At 63.5% G+C, this 18927-nt stretch carries 5 protein-coding genes; 2 read left to right on the plus strand and 3 right to left on the minus strand.

Going from position 1 to position 18927, the window contains the following annotated elements:
• Positions 1-146: 146 nt before the first annotated feature.
• Complete coding sequence (locus tag EJ576_RS23030) at positions 147-12719, plus strand: filamentous hemagglutinin family protein (RefSeq protein WP_126571201.1); 12573 nt, start codon at positions 147-149, stop codon at positions 12717-12719.
• A 68-nt stretch (positions 12720-12787) separates the two neighbouring features.
• On the opposite strand, the gene EJ576_RS23035 is transcribed toward EJ576_RS23030, so the two are convergent.
• From EJ576_RS23035 to EJ576_RS23045, 3 genes are all read right to left on the minus strand, one after another.
• Complete coding sequence (locus tag EJ576_RS23035; protein ID WP_122726202.1) at positions 12788-14377, minus strand: hypothetical protein; 1590 nt, start codon at positions 14375-14377, stop codon at positions 12788-12790.
• 67 nt (positions 14378-14444) lie between these two features.
• On the minus strand, positions 14445-16178 hold the full coding sequence (locus tag EJ576_RS23040; RefSeq protein ID WP_126571202.1) for a hypothetical protein: 1734 nt from the start codon (positions 16176-16178) through the stop codon (positions 14445-14447).
• The gene (locus EJ576_RS23045; RefSeq protein ID WP_126571203.1) at positions 16175-17962 is read right to left on the minus strand and encodes a tyrosinase family protein; all 1788 of its coding nucleotides are present in this window, start codon (positions 17960-17962) and stop codon (positions 16175-16177) included. Before EJ576_RS23045 ends, EJ576_RS23040 begins: the two co-directional genes overlap by 4 nt.
• Before the next feature lie 158 nt (positions 17963-18120).
• Between EJ576_RS23045 and EJ576_RS23050 the strand changes: the two genes are divergently transcribed.
• Complete coding sequence (locus EJ576_RS23050; RefSeq protein ID WP_122726208.1) at positions 18121-18585, plus strand: Lrp/AsnC family transcriptional regulator; 465 nt, start codon at positions 18121-18123, stop codon at positions 18583-18585.
• Positions 18586-18927 lie beyond the last annotated feature (342 nt).

Consider the following 18927-nt stretch of genomic DNA (forward strand, 5'->3'; position numbering starts at 1 on the left):
CCTGTGCCGTTGCTGATTTTTTTGCGTTAACAGCCCTGCATGAACTTTGCGTGACAGAAGTTCAGTCCCGCGCCTCGCCAACCGCCTAACCCTCATACGTGAGCCTGTCTTGGCCCCAGCGCGATAACAAAGAAGGAAGATTCCAGATGGTTCGCTGCAAATCACCGGTTAACCTCAAAGCCCCAGTGACAGTCCTGCGCCTCAAGCCACTGGCCCAGGCCATTGCCTTGTTGATGGTGGCCGGTAATGCCCAGGCGGCCACGGCGTTCAGTTCCGGCTGGTTTGCCGACAAGGGCGCGTCCCAGGCGAGCACGGCAGCGCGCACGGGTGCCGGCCAGGTCCTGGGGATTCCTTCGCTGAACCAGCAGGCGCAGGTCAAGCAGCAGTTGGCGCGTTCCATCAGCACGTTGAACACCAGTGTTGCGGCGATTGCGGCCCAGCAGGCGGCGCAAGCGGCGGGGCGTCAGGCGGCGTTCGGCCAGGTCTCGAACATCCCCGATGGCTTGGGCAAGGGCGGCCTGCAGGTCGATAACAGCCTGACCCAGGGCTGGACCAACGCCAAGGGGCCCACCCAGAGCCAATCCGGCGGCAAGACCACGGTGACCATCGAGCAGACCGCCGACAAGGCGATCCTCAACTGGGAAACCTTCAACGTCGGGCGCAATACCACCGTCGACTTCCAGCAGCAGTCCAACTGGGCCGTGCTCAACCGCGTCAATGACCCCAATGCGCGCCCCAGCGAAATCCAGGGCCAGATCAACGGCGCCGGCACGGTGATGATCATGAACCGTAACGGTGTGGTCTTCAGCGGCACCAGCCAGGTCAATGTGCGTAACCTGGTGGCGGCGGCCGCGACTATAACGGATGACCAGTTCACCCAGCGCGGCCTGTATGTCGACACCAATGGCACCCAACCCACGTTCACCGACGCGGCGGGCAAGGTTGAAGTACAGCGAGGCGCGCTGATCCAGACACACACTGCCGCCACTTCCACGGACTCAGGCGGCTATGCCTTGTTGCTGGGCAGCGAGGTGGAAAACGCCGGGACCATCATCACTGCCAAGGGCCAGACCACCCTGGCGGCCGGCGACAGCTTTTACATTCGCAAAGGGGTCGGCACGGCGGGCAACGAACGCTCCACCACCCGTGGCAACGAAGTGGCGACCAGCCTCAAGGCCGGCAGCACTGCCGGCAAAGTCACCAACAGCGGCCTGATCATGGCCTCCACTGGCGACATCACCCTGACCGGCCACCAGGTGCAACAAAACGGCGTGGCCCTGGCCAGCACCTCGGTGGATACACGCGGCACGATTCACTTGCTCAACGCCGCCAGCGACACCAGCGGCAGCGTGACCCTGGGCGAGGGCAGCACCACCGCGATCCTGCTCGACGCAAGCGGCAGCACGGCTCTTAACAGCCAGAAAGACAACGGCCTGATCAAGCTCGACGGCACGCCTGCCAACCTGATCACTGGGCAGTTCAACAACCTCAGTACCGTGGTTGACCGCACCGACCAGTCGCGCATCGAGATTGTCAGCGGCGGCACCGTGGACTTCCAAAAGGGCTCGATCACGTTGGCTACCGGCGGCCAGGTAGCGGTCAGCGCCGGCCAGCGCAGCCTGGTGCGGGATGGCGCGATGATCGATGTGTCGGGTGCCATCGGCGTCAAGGTGGCGATGGAAGCCAACAACATCAAGATCAACGTGCAGGGCAACGAGCAGCGCGATGCGCCGGTCAACCGCGACGGCGGGCAACTGATCAACAATGACGTGTGGGTCGACCTGCGCGAGCTGGTGTTTGTACCGGCCGGCACCAACGGCTACGCCACCGATCGTTGGTACACCGCCGGGGGCTTGCTGGAAGTGGGCGGTTACCTCGGCACCCAGGGCCACTCGGTGGGCGAGTGGATGGCCCAGGGCGGCACCGTGACCTTTACCGGCAAGGAGGTGGTGACCCAACAGGGCGCGCAGATCAACCTGTCGGGCGGCACCGTGGATGTGCAGGCCGGTTACATCCAGCAGACCTGGCTCAAGGGCCCGAATGGCCGTTTGTATGAGCTGTCGAAAGCGCCGGGGGACATTCTCTACTCCGGTTTCTACAAGGGTTATGAAGACAACAGCGCGCGCTGGGGCCAGACCGAGTATTACTACAACCCGCTGATCGCTCCCCAGCGTCGTTACGAAGCCGGTTACACCGTGGGCCGCGATGCCGGCAAGCTGGTCGTCGGCACCGCCAGCGCAGTGTTGGAAGGCCAGGTGATCAGTGATGTGTTCCAGGGTGACCGCCAGACCCAGGCACCCAACATCAATCTCGACGGCTACCAGCAATCCCAGAAAGCCAGGGCCCAGCGTGCGCAACTGATCATTGGCCAATACATTCCGATCTACAACAAAACCACCGGCACGCTGCGTTATGCCCTCAGTGGTACCTCCGACCAGGTGCTGATCGACAGCAATACCCAGAAAATCGCCGACGGCCTGGACCTCAACACTGTGCTGCCGCTCGATCGCCAGGGCAAGATCCTGCTCTACAGCGATCAGCTCAATGGCTATCAGCTGGGCGCGGTCAAGGTCGCTGCCAAGCAGCAGGTGACCGTCAATGGCGCGCTCAGTGTGGCGGACGGTGGCGATATCACCTTGTTCGGGCCGGGTGTGCAGATCAATGCCAACCTCACGGCCCACGGCGGCAGTATCAACGCCGGCAACATTCTCAGCCAGGTCGATCCGCTCAAGGCCGGTGCGGTGGCGGATACGATCCTGGCCGGTGGTTCGAGTGTGAACGTCGCTGCTGGCGTCAAGCTGGACACCAGTGGCCGCTGGAACAACCTGGCGCTGGACCCGGCCGCCAGCGCGGGTGTGGCGTACGTGAACGGTGGCAAGGTGTCGTTGCGCAGTTCCAGCAACGTGAACCTGGCCGCCGGCAGTGTGGTGGATGCGTCTTCCGGTGCCACCCTCGGCGTGGATGGCAAACTCACTGGCGGCAAGGGCGGCAATGTGACCCTGGGCGCCCTCGGTGCACTGGCCCTGCAGGGTGATATTCGCGGCTACGGCGTCAACGGCGGCGGCACCCTAGCGTTGCAGGCGCATAAGGTACAGATCGGCGAAAGCGCCAATGCGCTGGGCAGCGACACCCTGAAGCTGGCCGGTAATTTCTTCAACAAAGGCTTCTCGGCCTACGACATCACCGGTAATGAAGGGCTGATCGTCACGGACGGTACTCAGGTCGATGTCAGCCTGCCGGTTTACCGATTAGGTGCTCAAGCTTCAGGTATGCCAACCGGTAGCGATCCAGCCACCGCACTGGAACGCTGGACGCCGCCGCTGTATCAGGAAGACGCCACCAAAGGTGTGTTGACCCAACGCCGTGGCGCCGGCTTGAGCCTTACCGCCGGCCATGTCAATTCCACCGCCGCGCAACTGGCGACCACGGCGCTCACAGTCGGCCAAGGCGCGGTCATCAATGTGGACCCCGGCCAGGCGATCAACCTGCGCAGCGTCGGCCAATTGACGATGGACGGCACGCTCAACGCCTGGGGCGGCAGTGTCAGCCTGGGCGGCTTGACGGCGGGCGCTTCAGAAGCCGTGAATGCCATCGGCCATGGCCGCTCGATCTGGGTCGGCGAGCAGGCGGTGATCGACGTCTCGGCTCGGGCGGCGACGGCGGTGGACAACCGTGGGCGCACCTATGGCCTGGTGCGTGACGGCGGCAGCATCAACATTGGCGGCACGTTCGACCTCAACACCGGCCTGGCCAAGGCCAGTGACTTGTTCGTGGTGGTGCGTAACGGCGCACGCCTGGAAGCGTCCGGCACCCAAGCCCTGATAAATGTGCCGGGGCAGGGCGCCGTGCAAGCGGCCAGCAATGGCGGCAGCATTACGCTGGCGTCGAATAATGGCCTGTACCTGGACGGCAGTTTTGTCGCCAGGGCCGGTGGCGCTGGTGCGGCGGGCGGCAGTCTCAATGTGGCGTTGGACACCCCGTATTACCAGAAGGCGTCCGTCACTGACCGCGTCCTCAAGGTGCGTGAACTGGTGTTGGGTCAGGTGTATCAGCCGACGGCGCTGGCCGGCACCGCAGAAGATGCCGCCGCCAGTCTGGAGTACGGGCATGCTCGGTTGGGTGTGGATCAAATCAGCGCGGGCGGTTTCGATAACCTGGCGCTGATGAGCAACGGCCTGTTGAGCGTTGATGGCGACGTGACCTTGAACATGGGCCAGAGCCTGCGCCTGTACAGCCGTGGTTACGGCCTCAGCGAAACCGCAGCGGGCAACTCGCGCATCAATCTGTCGGCACCGTATTTGCTGCTGGCGGGGTTCCTCGCGCCTGAAGAGACCGGCAAGGACCTCTATGTGCGACCGATACCGGTGCTGCCGGCCCCGTCCCAGCGGGCAACCGAGGCGCAATTCAATGCATCCGGCAGCCTGATCGACGTGCGTGGCAATGTCATCTTCGGTAACCGTAGCAGTCTGTTCCGGGCAGATAACAGCCAGGCCAGCCTTGAGCGTCGCGGGTTCGATCAGGTCAACCTGACCAGCCAGGGCGACCTGTGTTTTCTCGCGGGTGCGGCCGAGAACGACATCATTACCGGTGTCAGCACGCAGTTGCTGACGCAGGGCGATATGACCTTGCGCGCCGCGCAGCTGTACCCGGCCACTGAAGTCAGTGCGCGCGTCATCGCCGGCTATCTTGGGCAGTCGACCACCACCTCCCTTGACTTGGACTTTGACCCCTTGCGTACGCTGACCATCGGCCGCGTGGGCAGTGCCGATGCGCCTATCCCGTATTCGGCGTTCGGCCGCCTGCAACTGGGCGCGGCCACCGTGCGCCAAGGGGGCGTGGTGCGCGCCCCCTTGGGGTTGATCGATATCGGCAGCATGGGCAGCAGCGTGGTGCAATTGCTGCCCGGCAGCCTGACCTCGGTGAGTGGCAAGGGGTTGATGCTGCCTTATGGCGGAACGCTGGATGGCCAGGTCTACAAGTACAACGGTAAAACGGTAAAATTTATCGGTCAGGGAGGGCTGGCCTCCCGTGAAGTTGACCTGAATGTCGGCGTCGTGCTGGGTGGCAAGTCGATCAGCGTGTTGCCGGACGCCACCCTGGACTTGTCCGGCGGAGGCGATCTGTTGGGCGCCGGCTTTGTTTCCGGGCGCGGTGGTTCCACGGATGCGCGCTACAGCCCGTTGGTGCAGTTTGGCGCCAATGGCGGGTTCGTGCTGCCGGGACTCTCCACCAACCCGATCTATGCCATTGTGCCGGGGATACAGCCGGGTGCCGCGCCGGTCGCGGCGGAGGGCGGGGCCGTGACGCCATTGGTTGGTCAGCAGATCACTATCGGCGCCGGTGTGCCGGGGTTGCCGGCGGGCACGTACACGCTGATGCCGTCGACCTACGCGTTGATGCCAGGCGCCTTCCGCGTCGAAATCAACGGCCTGGCCGGGCTGGGCAGCGGCACCGCGACCACCTTGATGGGCAACGGTTCGTGGGCCACTGCCGGGCACCTGTCGATTGCCCATACCGGGATCAGCAACAGCGTAGCCAGCCAATTGATCCTGACCTCGGCCGATACCCTGCGGCGCTATTCCCAATACAACGAAACCAGTTACGCCCAATTCGCCAGGGCCGATGCGGCCAGGTTGGGCGTGCCACGGCCGATGCTGGAGGCCGACGCGAAAACCTTGAAACTGGCCCTGCGTCCGGGAGACGGCGCCGAGGCCTTCTCGTTCCAGGGTATCGGGCGCTTTGGCGCGGCATCGGGTGGGTATGGCGGCACGGTGGCAGTCATCGACCGCAGTCAGCAAGGGATCGAAGTGGTTGGCGCAGGACAAGCGGCGACAGCCGGGTTCGCCGGCATCACCTTCAACGCCGATAGCCTGAATGCATTGGGGGCTTCGCGGCTGATGGTGGGTGGGATGACGGCTGTGGAGTACGGCCAGTCCGGGAACTTCATTTACCTGGCGGGCGGGGTCAATCGCGCCCAAAGCAACGTGACCTTGCGCAATGGCGCAACCCTTGCCGCGCCGGAAGTGTTCCTGGTGAGTGATACCGGCTCGATCGTCGTGGAGCAGGGTGCTTCGATCAATACACTGGGGCGCGGTAATGCCAGCTACGATGCCCGCGACGGCTATATCTACCAGGTGGCCAACATGCTGGCGGTGTCCAATGGCCTGCTCAACGTGATCAGTGCGCCCAAGGTGGGCAGTGTGATTAGCCAGGGGATCAACATCGGTGCCTGCGGCAGTGGTGCGTGCAGTGGCCAGACCGGGCTGTACTCCAACGGCAGCATCGTGGCCCTGACCGACAGCACCTTTCAACTTGGCGACCAGGTGCGTTACGGCACCCGTCACCTGAACCTGGGCGTGAGCACCATCAACCTGGGCAGCGCCGACGCCCTGGCCGCAGCGGCGGCGGCGAATCGCTTGCCGGCCGGGCTGACGCTCAGCCAGGCGCTGCTTGATCGATTGCTGCGTGGCGATACGCAGTTCGGCGCCCCGGCCCTGGAAACCCTGCAGCTCTCGGCCCGCGACGGCTTCAACTTCTACGGTAATGCGGTACTCGACACCTATGACCCGCTCACCGGCAAATCGCTGCTGAGCAACCTGATGCTGTCCACCCCGGCCCTGTACGGTGCCGGTGGTGCCAACGACGTGGCGACGATCCACACCGCCAACCTGATCTGGCTGGGCGCGATCACGGCGCCGGGCGCGGTGGTGGCGGGGGGCGCGGGCACCGGCAGCGGCCGCCTGGATGTCAACGCCGAGCGGATCGAGTTTGGTTATGGCGCCTTTGGCCAGCCGAGCAACGTGAAAAGCTTCGACCGCCTGGCCCTGGGCTTTGCCAACGTCAATCTGAACGCCAGCGAGCGCATCACGGCCAACCATAAGGGCAGCCTGTCGGTGTACCAGAGCCAGGGCGCCTATGACCCGGTCAGCGGCTTTCAGTACAGCGGCGGCAACCTGACTATCCGCACGCCGTTGATGACCGGTGAAGCCGGCTCGGTGAACGTGATCAAGGCGGGCGGTGCGATCGACATCGGCGCGTCCGCCGGCCCGCGTGGCGCGGCCAGTGGCCAGGGTGCCGAGCTTTCCCTGCACGGCGACAGCATTCGGCTGGCCAGTGCGGTGGTGTTGCCCAGCGGCAAAGTCAGCCTCAGCGCGCGTGGCGATGTGGTGTTGACCGATGACGCGTTGATCGACGTGGCCGGTCGCGCCATTCCCTTCAACGACGTGACCCAATACGGTTGGGGCGGCGATGTGCTGTTGGACAGCCGCAGCGGCAATATCCTGCAGGCGGCGGGGTCGACCATCGACCTGTCCGCGAAGAACAACCAGGCCGGCAAACTGCGCGCTGTGGCAACGGATGCGGCCGGGGGCATCGTCGACCTGCAAGGCAAAATCCTCGGCAGCAGCAGCGGCCACTACCTGGCCGGCGGCACTTCAATGCCATACCAGGCCGGCACCGTGGAAATCCAGGCGCAACGCCTGGGCAGCAGCGGCGCCCTCGACCAACAGTTCGCCGACCTCAACCAGCGCCTCAACCAGGGCGAAGTGTTCGGCGCCCGCAGCTTCCAGCTCAAGCAGGGTGACCTGACCATCGGCAACGGGCTCAAGGCCGGCACCATCAGCGTGTCGGTGGACAATGGCAGCCTGCGCGTCAATGGCCTGGTGGACGCCAGCGGCGAGCGGGTCGGCAGCATCAACCTGGCCGGCAAAAATGGCCTGACCCTGGACAGCACGGCGGTACTCGACGCCCATGGCAGCAAGCTGCGCGTGGACAGCTACGGCAAGATCATCGACGCGCCGAACCGCGCCATGGTGGTATTGGGTTCCGGCACCGGCCAACTGACCCTGGCCGATGGCGTGCGCATCGACCTGCGCCACGGCACCGACGGCGCGACCGGCAATGATGGGCGCAATCGCGGCACCCTGGAGCTGAACGCGCCACGGTTGTTCAACCCGGACGGCAGCAGCAATGACATCAATATCGACGCCAGCGGACGCCTGACTATCCAGGGCGCGCGCTCGATTACCCTCAACGGCATGGCCACTTACGACGATGCCCCGGAGAAAACCGACCCGACCGCCAGCGGCAGGCCGTATCAGGAGATCACCCAGGGTTACCTGGATGGCAAGCACGCCTTGAGCGAGGCTTTTATCAATGCCGCGCGGCTCAATAACGACCTGTTGCAAAACAAACTCGCCGGGTTGAACAACGCCACGTATGCCGATGCCTTCCACCTGCGCCCAGGCGTGGAAATCGTCAGCAAGACCCCGGACGGCGACCTAGTGGTGCAAGGCGATCTGGACCTGTCCGGCTATCGCTACGCCAGCCTCAACCCCAACAGTCAGAAGAACAACGCGGTGTATGGCAGCGGCGAGTCCGGCAGCCTGACCCTGCGCGCCGGCGGCGACCTGAACATCTACGGCAGCATCAACGACGGTTTCGCCAAGCCGCCGGTGTCCGAGGATGACAAAGGCTGGGTGCTGTTGCCGGGTGTCGATTTCAGTGGCGGGAATATCGTGGTGCCGGGCAATGGCGTGACCCTGGCGGACGGCACTGCCTTCCCGGCGGGCGCCACGCTTAACTACGACCTGCCGATCAAAGGTTTGACCGTGGCGGCCGGCACGCGCTTGCCGGTAGCCGCGACATTGGCCCAAGACCTGGTGCTGCCCGCCGGCAGCGTGTTGTCGGCTGACGTGCGCGATGCTGGCGGCAACCTGCTGTTCGCCGCCGGCACCTTGCTCAGCCAGGCGCAAACCCTGGTGGCGGGGACGCAACTGGGCGCCGGCACGCTGTTGACCGAGGGCACCCGCCTGCAAGCCATGATCTGGCCCAAAGGCGTGCCGCTGCCCACCGTGCACGGCGCAACGCTGAGCAATAACATCGTCTTGCTAAGCGGCACCAAAGCCCTGCCGAAGGGCGGGCTGATCCCCGCCGGCACCGATGTGAAGCTGCCCAACGGGGCGACGTCGGTGCAACTGCGCGTCGGGGTTTCCGGCGGCGCCGGCCAGGTGTGGGCGATCTCGCCGATGCTGGCCGAAGGCACTCAATCGTGGTCGTTGCGCCTGGTGGCGGGCGCCGATACCGAGGCGGCTGACAGCCGTATCCTGCAAGCCCACCCGCGCAGTGGTGACATCCACTTGGCGGATAACCACTACGGCATGTTTGCCAAAGAGATGCCGGCCAAAGGTGTGCAGACCTGGACCGCCCAGGCAGTCATTGATATGGGCTTTGCCGGTGTGGTCGTCAAGGAAGGCGACCCGATTGATCAGGCGGTACTCGACCGCTTCGAGTTGGGTTCAATCGAGGACTTCTGTGCCGCAACACCGGATTACTGCAAGCCCAAGGTGACGTATGTATTCACCCAGTACGCTGTTGATCAGTTGGCAAGTCAAGGCATCACTGTGGTCGTTAATACCGAGATGACCGATGCGTTTTTCCAGAGCATTGAATACCCGACTGTGGCTGAGGTGTGCGGCAGTGCGCCTGAGTTCTGCCTGCTGAAGGCGGACAAGGAGTACGCCGCCACACCTTCCAGCACGCGATTCAGCGTCATCCGCACTGGCACCGGCGACCTGGAATTGTTGAGTGCGGGCAACCTGAGCATGGATTCGTTGTACGGCGTCTACACGGCCGGCACCTCCTCGATCGGTACCTTTGCCGGCGACCCTTACAACCTGCCCAAGGCGACGCCGACAGGCGCTGATCCCTCCAGTAAAACGGTGCTGAGCGATACAGGCAGCTTCTTTGAAAAGTTCGTCAACGGCTCGCCCACCAGCCTGTATCGGGCGTGGTACCCGGAGGCAGGGGGCAACCTGACGCTGAATGTCGGAGGGGACCTGACCGGTCATATCACCAGCCTCACCGCGTTGAGCCCTGCGCGACCCAACCCCAAGGATGCCGGGGTGGACTCCGCTGCCGTCGGCAATTGGCTGTGGCGCCAGGGCAGCAGCGACGTGGCGACGGGCGGGCAATCTCAGCCGACGGCCTGGTGGATCAATTTCGGCAGCTACACCGCAACAACGGCGGCGGACAAGATGCTCGGCTTTACCGGCTTCGGCGCCCTTGGCGGCGGCAACGTGGATGTCAACGTCGGCGGCGATGCCGGTGTATTGAACACGCTGGGCTACAGCACGAGCCATGTCGAGGCGAACCCGCATAGCCAGGGCCTGGTACTGGCCGTGGGCAGTACGGGCCGGGTCGCCAGCGATGGCAGCCTGCAGTTGACCGGTGGCGGCGATCTGCGGGTGCGCATTGGGGGGACACTGAACCCGGCCAGCGTTGCCGGCACCGCCGATCATCGTGATGGTGTACTGGTCAACTTGCGAGGTGATGTGCAATTTCGCAGCGCCACCGTGGGCAGTGTCGACATGATGTACGGCAGTATCGCCAGGTTCCAGAGCCCCGGCGAAACCCGTGCCTACGATCCACTGGTCGCGACCCGTGGGGCGGCTCGCGGTGGAATGACCCTGGTGCCGGGGGATGCGACGTTCAATCTGCAGACCCTGGGTGACCTGGTGGTGCAAAACGTCGAAGACCCTGGGCGGGTCGTGCTCTCCCATCTGTCACCCTTCGTTCAGGGGGGGGAGCAGGGCACCGGTACCAGTTGGTTCACACTGTGGACCAAGGGCACGTCGATCGACCTGTTTTCCTTGGGCGGCAACCTCACGCCCTTCAGCCGATCCGACGCGACGGCCGACCTGGCGGTGGTCTATCCATCGATCGTCAGGGCCACGGCTGCCGGCGGCAGTCTGTATTACGGTAAGGCGGCAGAGACGCAGGCCAATGGCGACGACAACTACACTTACCCACTGCTGTTGGCGCCCGGCGAGAATGGCCAGTTGCAGTTCCTGGCCCAGGATTCGATCTACGCCGGTGGCATGACCGTCAGCCAATCCGGGACAGTCCAGAGCACCATGGCGACCCCTTGGCATCCGGCGTATCAGGGCCGCATCGGCAACGCGGTGAAGGCAAGCAACCTGTCGGCCAACGGCAACTCGGGCAGCCAGCCGTTGTTTGTGTTCGGGCCGGGTACGGCTGGGCTGTCACCCGATGGCAATGCTGAGCCTGCGCGTTTTTACGCAATAGACGGCGATCTGGTCGGCGTCAGCAGTGGCCGCACGTTTGTCTTCAGTACAGCGGCGGGCAGCTTGCATGAAGGCCAGACCTGGTATGAGGGCAATGGACCGGTATGGATGATGGCGGGGCGGGATATCGTCAGCAGCGGTCGGCGCTTCGGTCAGGAATCGACGGCTGTTGCGGACATTCGCACCCAGGACAACTTGATCATCCACAACAACCCCAACGACATCTCCGTGGTGTCCGCCGGCCGCGACATTCTCTACAGCAACTTCCAGGTCGCCGGCCCCGGCCTGCTGGAGCTGTCGGCGGGGCGCAACATCCTCCTGACCGGTTCCGGGGCGTTGGGCGAGTCCAGCGTGACCAGCCTCGGGCCCTTGTTGGCCGGGGACAACCGTCCTGGGGCAAGCATCGTCATGCAGGCGGGCGTCGGCCCCCATGGGCCGGATTACCTGCGCTTCGTCGAGGCGTACCTGAACCCCGCCAACCTGGCGCAGCCTGGCGAGTCGATTCAGGGCAATAAGGTCGCCAAGATGTACGAAAACGAGCTGGTCACCTGGCTCGCCGAACGCTTCGGTTTTGTCGGCGATACCGAGCAGGCACGCACCTACTACGCGGCGCTGCCCGCCGAGCAGCAACGGGTGTTTGCCCGCAACCTGTACTTTGCCGAACTCAAGGCCGCAGGGCGCGAGTACAACACCGACGGCAGTGTGCGCCAGGGCAGCTACCTGCGTGGCCGCGCCGCCATTGCGGCGCTGTTCCCCGACAAGGACGTGGCCGGCAACCCGATTACCTACAAAGGCGACATCACACTGTTCGGCGGCTCGGGCGTGCACACCAATTTCGGTGGCTCGATCCAGATGCTCACCCCAGGCGGCAGCCAGACCTTCGGCATCGAGGGCGAGGCGCCACCGTCGACGGCGGGTGTGATCACTCAAGGTGCGGGGGATATCCAGCTGTATTCCATAGGCAGCATTCTGCTCGGCCAGAGCCGCATCATGACCACCTTCGGTGGTTCGATCATGGGCTGGACCAGCGAGGGTGACATCAACGCCGGTCGCGGCTCCAAGACCACTGTGGTGTACACGCCGCCCAAGCGTGTCTATGACAACTGGGGCAATGTGGGCCTGTCGCCGTCGGTGCCGAGTACCGGTGCGGGGATCGCCACGCTCAACCCGATTCCGGAAGTGCCGGCAGGGGACATTGACCTGATCGCGCCATTGGGTACCATCGATGCGGGCGAGGCGGGCATTCGTGTGTCGGGCAACGTCAACATCGCCGCCTTGCGCGTGGTGAACGCAGCGAACATCCAGAGCCAGGGCAAGTCGTCCGGGGTGCCGGTGTCTGCCGCGGTCAACACCAACGCCATGACATCGGCCAGCGCGGCCGGGGCGGCGGCGTCCCAGGCCGCGGAAGACGCGGCGCGCAGCCAGCAGGCGGCGTCCAAGCAGGGCCGGCCGTCGATCATGACGGTTGAGGTGTTGAGCCTGGGCAGCGAGCCGTTGCCACAGGAACCTGCGCCAGCGCAGAAAACCTCCGGCTACAACCCCGACAGCCCTGTGCAGGTACTGGGCGCGGGGCCGCTGAGTGAACAGGCGCGGGCGCGGCTGACGGATGAGGAGCGCAAGCAGATCAGCCTGTAAGACTTTGGAAAGGACCTCTCGTTGTACTGTTCGGGGCGATCACTGATCGCCCCCTTTTTTTGCCTCGGCTACGGGTTGTCCTTGAGGGTCTTGAACGCCTCGATGCGTTTGATCAGGCGCGTGTTCTTCGCCGAGTCGGCATTGCCAAACAGAAAGGAGAAATCCGACGCCAGTTTGGACCCGCCGGCAATCGCCGCGTACTGGTGGCAGTCGTTGCAGTTGTCTGTCTGCACGTAGGTTTCCATCGTAGTGTTGGCGACGACGACACTCTGGTCGCTGACAAACGGCCCATAGGACAGCGGCACCTGCACGTTGGGTCCAGGGCCGGGATCGTTGGGCGCGTTGGGCGTCTTGGACCACAGCACATTCACCAGTTTGTAGTACTGGAACACTGATTGGCCCTGGGTTTTCTGGGCGAAAGTCTGCTGCACCGCCGTGTTCAGCATCTGCAGGTCCTGGGGCGTGGCATTGACCCGAGTGGCCTGCACTGGCTGATCAAGGGGCGTGCAGTTGGGCGGCGTGTGGGTGGCATCGCACTGCACCCGTGCGACGTTGGGCGTGCAGGCATCACCCGTGCAGGCCGGATTGTTGAAACTGTAGCCCTGGGGCGCTGCTGTGCCGTTGTCCGGCACGTTGTCGACCTGCTCGAAGGTGGTCCAGATGAAGTTCGGCTGGGTCTGGGTCTTGTTGATGATATGCAGGCCCACCAGACCCACCACTTCCTGGGTGCATTGCAGCGTGTCGGGGCGCTGCAGCCAGGCGACGGTGGTCAGGTACCGCCCGTACAGCTCGGGTTTGTTGGTGAGCACGCGCCAGGCTGCCTTGAGTTCCAGGGCGCCGAGTTCTTCCTGGGGCAGCGCCTGGGCCGGCAGCTCGCGCACCAGTTTGCCTGCGGGCAGTGACAGGCCGGCGGGGTGCCGGTTGTCGCTGTTCTGCGCCACGATCAGTTGGTTGGCGGCGTCGTACAGCCCGTTATCGACGATGTAATCAAACTCGGCCTTGCCGACCTTGCGCTCGAAAAACACCAGGTTGCCCGACTGGTCCGTGAGCCAGCCGCCGGAAGCTTCCATGATCGAATCCGGCAGCGTCACCTGGGTACCGCTGGACAAGTGGAAGCGGTGCTTGCGGTTGATCGCGCTTTCCGACGTGGCCGTGATGAATTTACGCGCGCCCGTGGAAAACGCCTTGAGGTTGCCGGTGGCGGTGCAATTGGACGGCACCAGGGTTTCCACGCCCCAACCGGAGGGCTTGGGAGCGCCGGGCAGGAAGATATCGCTGGCGTCCTTGTAGCTGGCCCACACCGGGGCATTGCTCATGGGCTGGCCGGGCGTTGGCGGCACGCCGAACTGGGCCGCGGTGCTTTGCGTGTCCGGCTCACCGGCCAGGCTCGGGTTGGCTGGCCAGCCGGGGTTGACCGGCCAGTTCATGGCGATGAACAACTGCCAGCCGAAACAGTTGAGATAGTCCTGCTCGGTGCCGAAGTTGTTTACCGGCAGGAAGCCGCCGCTGGTGGGATCGAACACCAGTTGGCTGACGCAGCTCTGGGCGTCCGAGGCCGCATTGGCCGGCGTGGTGCCCAACAGGGGAAGAAGGGCGCAGGTGATCCTGCACAACACACTCAAGCGTGCCCGGCGCAGCGGGCGAAGCCATCCGTTCATGGTCGCATTCCTTGCTCAAGACTCAAGAGGCGACCGCCCACGCCAGGCATGGGCGGCCAAGCGGTACTCAGGCGACAGGCACCAGCGCCAGGCCGCTTTCCCACGGATGCTGCGTGGCGCTGGGGTTGGCCGCTTCACTGGGGTTCAGCGCACGCACGCTGACCAGCCCCGGCGCTGCGTTGCTGCTGACGGTGACGGTCATGATGTAGCCCTGGGTGCCGCCGCTGTCGGTCTGCCCTGGAATCGCCGAGGCATCCGGCAGGAATTTCGTGACCTGAGCCGTGATCCCAGGGTTGGAAAACTGCACCCGCGCATCCGCCGCCGTGGTGTTTGGGTCAGCGCCTTGCACCACCAGCACGAACTGGCCCGAGCTGCCGGGCGCAAAACTGGCCGGCAAGTCGCTGGGGGACTGGCCGTAGAACAGGTCAATCGGCAGCAATTGCACAGACCAGGGTTGCGCATCGGTGTTGTTGGCTGCCACGCAATCGCACTCTTGGGGCGTGGCGGTGAGTGGCGCCGGGGTTACGCTCAGGGCCACATTCAGCTCGTTGGCGATCACCCACACGTAGTCGATCGGCGTGCCACCGATGGTGATGTCGTTGATCGAGAACCCCGCGCTTTGCGGCACTTCGAAGACGGCCTGCAGGATCTGGTCGGAGTTGTTCGGCCCGGTGCCGGCAGTGCCACGGGTGATGCGCCAGTAGCTGCTCACATCCTGGCCTTGCGGGCCTTTCCAGGTGCTGAAGGACTTCGGTTGTTGCAGGTACAGACCGATGGGGTTGGTCAAGGAAATCAGGGCTTTGACAGCTTCCTGGTTGGCGGAGAAACCGATATGCGGATCGGAGTTACGGTAGTTCTGCCCGTACTGGGCGCAGCAGATCAGGTTCTGTTGGTTGCCGCTGCTTTTGATCGGCCGCAGGATGGTGGCCGCTGCCGCCAGGTAGATCTCGGCACTCAAGGTATTGGGGCCTGAGGTCAGGTGCATCGCGCCGCCTGACACACCCGGAATGCGCACGGTGCCGCTGTTCCATTTGTTCACGGTGTCGTAGGCGGGCTGGCCGGTGGTGGGGTCAAGCACCGGATCACCGGCTTTACCGGTCGGGCCGTTGGCGGTGTAGCGCAGGTACAGGTCTTCGATCTTCACCTGTGGGTCGACATAGGCTTTGTACAGCCCCAGCACGGCCTGCGGGTCGATGTTCCACATGGTCAGGAAATACGCCGGGTTCTCGCTGGTGAACATGATGCTGCGCATGTTGCCGTCGGGATCGCGGGTGATCGACCACTCGCAGTATTCATCCAGCCAGCCCCGTGGGCCGGAGGGTGAAAAGTCGGCGTAGGGGCCGTTCCAGTTGATGGACTTGCACAGCACGCTGGGGATCTGCAGTTGGGTCGCCTTGGGGTCCGGGTACAGCGAATAGAGGGTGTTGTTGAGGGTGATCTGGCCGTGGTCGGTCAACTGCATCACTTGGTCCAGGGTCATGGCCTTGCCGCCCAGTTGCGGGACCACGGCGGCGCCGTTGTTGTAGAAAAACGTCCACAGCCGATTGGGGAAGGGCTGCCAGGTGATGGTCACTGGCGTCTGCGTGCCGTAGCCGCTTTCGATCGGGTTGTAGTAGCCCGAGCGTGGTGCGTCGTTGAGGTTGGACCAGGGGTTGCCGATCACCGACATCTGGGTCCAGCCGGTGACGTTGTTGTTCCAGTTGGTTTCGAAGGTGGGCAGTTGGTTCTCCAGGCCCAGCTTGTTGTAGTCCTTGGGGGCTTGTTCGGCGGGGGAGGTGAATTGGGTGAAGGGCGTGCTCATGTTGGTTCTCCAGCATTGGTGTTGGTGGAGCAGCAACCGGTGCCCGGAGCGGGCCCGGCAGAGGTTTGGCGTGGGTCGTCCCACACCAGTTGGGCGATAAAGCCAGGCAGGGGCGCGTACGCATCGGGCGTCAACACCTGGCCAGTATCGGGATGGGTCACGATCAGCGATAACTGCGCTGTATCGGTCGGTTTGAGGTTCAGCGCGTTGACGTTGCGCGCGGCGTTCAGGGCGCGGGAAACGCCTTGGGTGATGCAGCGCCCCTTGTCATCCACCAGGCCCATGCCGATGCGGCTGAAGCGCCCGATGTAATGCGGGTTGTCGGCATTCGCATGTTGCGCCGTGGCGTCGGGTTGATTGAGGAAGACGTCGATCAGGTAGGTGTCGTGGGTGCAGCGCACATGGTCGAACACCACCCAGGGGCCGGTGACGGCAGCCGGTTTCTGATGGCAGCACGCAGTTTTCGCCGCGCCAAACTGCGGGGCCACCGGGGTGCCGTAGTCGTAGCCGATGTGCCGGCTGTCCTGGGCCATGTCGCCGAGGGTGGTGTAGCGCCAGGCGTCGGCGCTGGTGAAGCTCACCTCGTCGGCCTGATGGCCAGCGAACGGCTGCAACAGGCATTGGGTGGTGTACTGCGCCGCCGGGTTGGCGCGGATCCAGACTTCGAGCATGCGGTCGATATTGGCGTGATACGAGCAGAACACTGGGTCGAACGCGGTGTAGGCGTTATCGGCCATGTCACCGCCGATCCAGCCGTGATAGTTATCGTGGGGCTGCTCGTAAAGCCCGTCGAAATTCAGCGCGCGGTTGGGGTACAGGTCATTCGGTTGCGGCGGGTCGAAGCTGGTGATGTTGGCCCAGGGGTAGCCCGGCACGCCTTGCGGCTGGCTGAACGTGGTGAACGCCAGCGCATCGACCACCTGCTGCTGAAAGATCCGGCTCATGCCATACAGTTGGGTGCGCTCGAAACGAAAGGCCTCGCCCTGGGTATAGAACAGCGGGTTGCGCTGCACATACAGGCAATCCACGTCGCCGACCGGCGCGGTGGCGCACACCTTGGAACAGCCGTCCTTGGCCGCCGCATACCGCAATGGGTTACGCCGCACTTCACCGGTGTGCGGGTGCACATAGGTTTCATCGAGGAACGCTTGGGGCAGGCCGGCCTGGGGGCTGCCGTCGATACTGGCGTCCACGGCCATCCAGTCCCAGTAAGGGATCGCGCACTCGATCAACGCTTCCAGGTATAGCAGGTAGGCGCGATGCCACAGGGCGAAGGCTTCCTGGTAATGCAGGCACCAGTTGGTATGGATGTAGGTGTAACGCTGCCAGGGCGAACCTCTGTCGGGGTCGCCGATGTGCATCACGTCATCCAGCTTGGCGCGGTACAGGTTCAGTTCGTCGACGCTCAGCGAGCGGATGTCCTGGCGTACGCGCTTGACCGGGTGCGGCAACGCCGGTGGTGGGATGCGTTCGGCCGGGTCGAAGGGCGAGATGCTGTCCAGCCGCCAACCCTGGTTGACCCACAGGCGGAAGGTTTCCAAGGCATCGATCGGCCAGAATTGCTGCTGGTCGGTGGTCAGCGGCATGTTACGCGACGCGAGGTGCTGGTAGATGGTCTCCGACCAGGTCTTGACCGACGCCGGGTCTTCCAGGAACACGTCGTAGGCATTCATGCAGCCGATCCAGGTGGCCGCAACGGCGGCGCGCTGGCTGACGGGTATCCAGTAGGGAGCGCTGAAAAGTCCTTGGATATCAGCGGTCCATGTCGGTTTCGCGACTATCATAAGATCCCTCTCATGCCGCCGTAAGGCCAGGTGTTGGCCGGGCTGCTAAGCTGAATCGATGTTAACTAGCCACTGCGCAGGATTTGTGCAAATTGGCCCGTCATTGCGACGGATTCATTGCAATTTTCAAGGACGATTTGGAACCGATGACAGACGCCATGGATTTGAAAATCCTGGGCAAGTTGCAAAAGGATTGCGACCAGAGCCTGGAGTTGTTGAGCGACAGTGTGGGGCTGTCGTCCACCAGTTGTTACCGGCGGATTCGCCGCATGGAGAGCGCGGGGATTATCAAGGCGAAAGTGGCGGTCTTGGATGAGCGCAAGTTGGGGATCCAGGTGACGGCGTTTTTTCTGATCAAGTTGGATAGGGATAGCAATGATATTGATCGCAGGATGCAGCACATACTTTCTGGTCATCCGGAGATTCAGGATTGTTACTTGATGACGGGGGAGTTTGATTTTGTGATGGTGGCGAAGTTTCGGGATGCTGCGGAGTATACCGAGTATATCTATCGGTTTTTGGAGACTTATCGGGATATTCCGATTCGGACTTATTCTTCTACTTTGGTGGTTCGGACGGTTAAGAAGTCTTATGAGTTGCCGTTGCAGGGGGTGGGGTTTTGATTGAGTACATATCCGTTATTTAGGTAACGGCTACTTAGGGTTCCGCCCTTACGGCGGCTCACTTTTGGAAGGACCCAAAAGTAAGCAAAAGGTCCTCGCCCCAACACTCGGTGCCTCGCCTAGGCTCGGCATGCCCTCACTCCGGCTTGAATCCGTGGGCCGCCGCGATGGGCCATCCTTGGCCCAGCGCGGCTAACCCGGCGTCCTGCCGGGTTACCCACGGATTCAAGCCTGCGTTCGGCCAGCGTGTTTAACGGGGCGCCTCAGATCAAGATCAAGAGCGACTCGCTTCGCATCGTAGATACGTTGGTGTGTATCCCGTTTTTTTGCATCATCGTTGAC

The organism is Pseudomonas sp. C 49-2, from assembly GCF_003970195.1.
Taxonomy (GTDB): domain Bacteria; phylum Pseudomonadota; class Gammaproteobacteria; order Pseudomonadales; family Pseudomonadaceae; genus Aquipseudomonas; species Aquipseudomonas canadensis.

What these genes read in the sequence shown, in the direction of transcription:
- EJ576_RS23030 (WP_126571201.1), top strand. Translation starts at nt 147, where the DNA reads ATGGTTCGCTGCAAATCACCGGTTAACCTCAAAGCCCCAGTGACAGTC.
- EJ576_RS23035 (WP_122726202.1), bottom strand. Translation starts at nt 14,377, where the DNA reads ATGAACGGATGGCTTCGCCCGCTGCGCCGGGCACGCTTGAGTGTGTTG.
- EJ576_RS23040 (WP_126571202.1), bottom strand. Translation starts at nt 16,178, where the DNA reads ATGAGCACGCCCTTCACCCAATTCACCTCCCCCGCCGAACAAGCCCCC.
- EJ576_RS23045 (WP_126571203.1), bottom strand. Translation starts at nt 17,962, where the DNA reads ATGATAGTCGCGAAACCGACATGGACCGCTGATATCCAAGGACTTTTC.
- EJ576_RS23050 (WP_122726208.1), top strand. Translation starts at nt 18,121, where the DNA reads ATGGATTTGAAAATCCTGGGCAAGTTGCAAAAGGATTGCGACCAGAGC.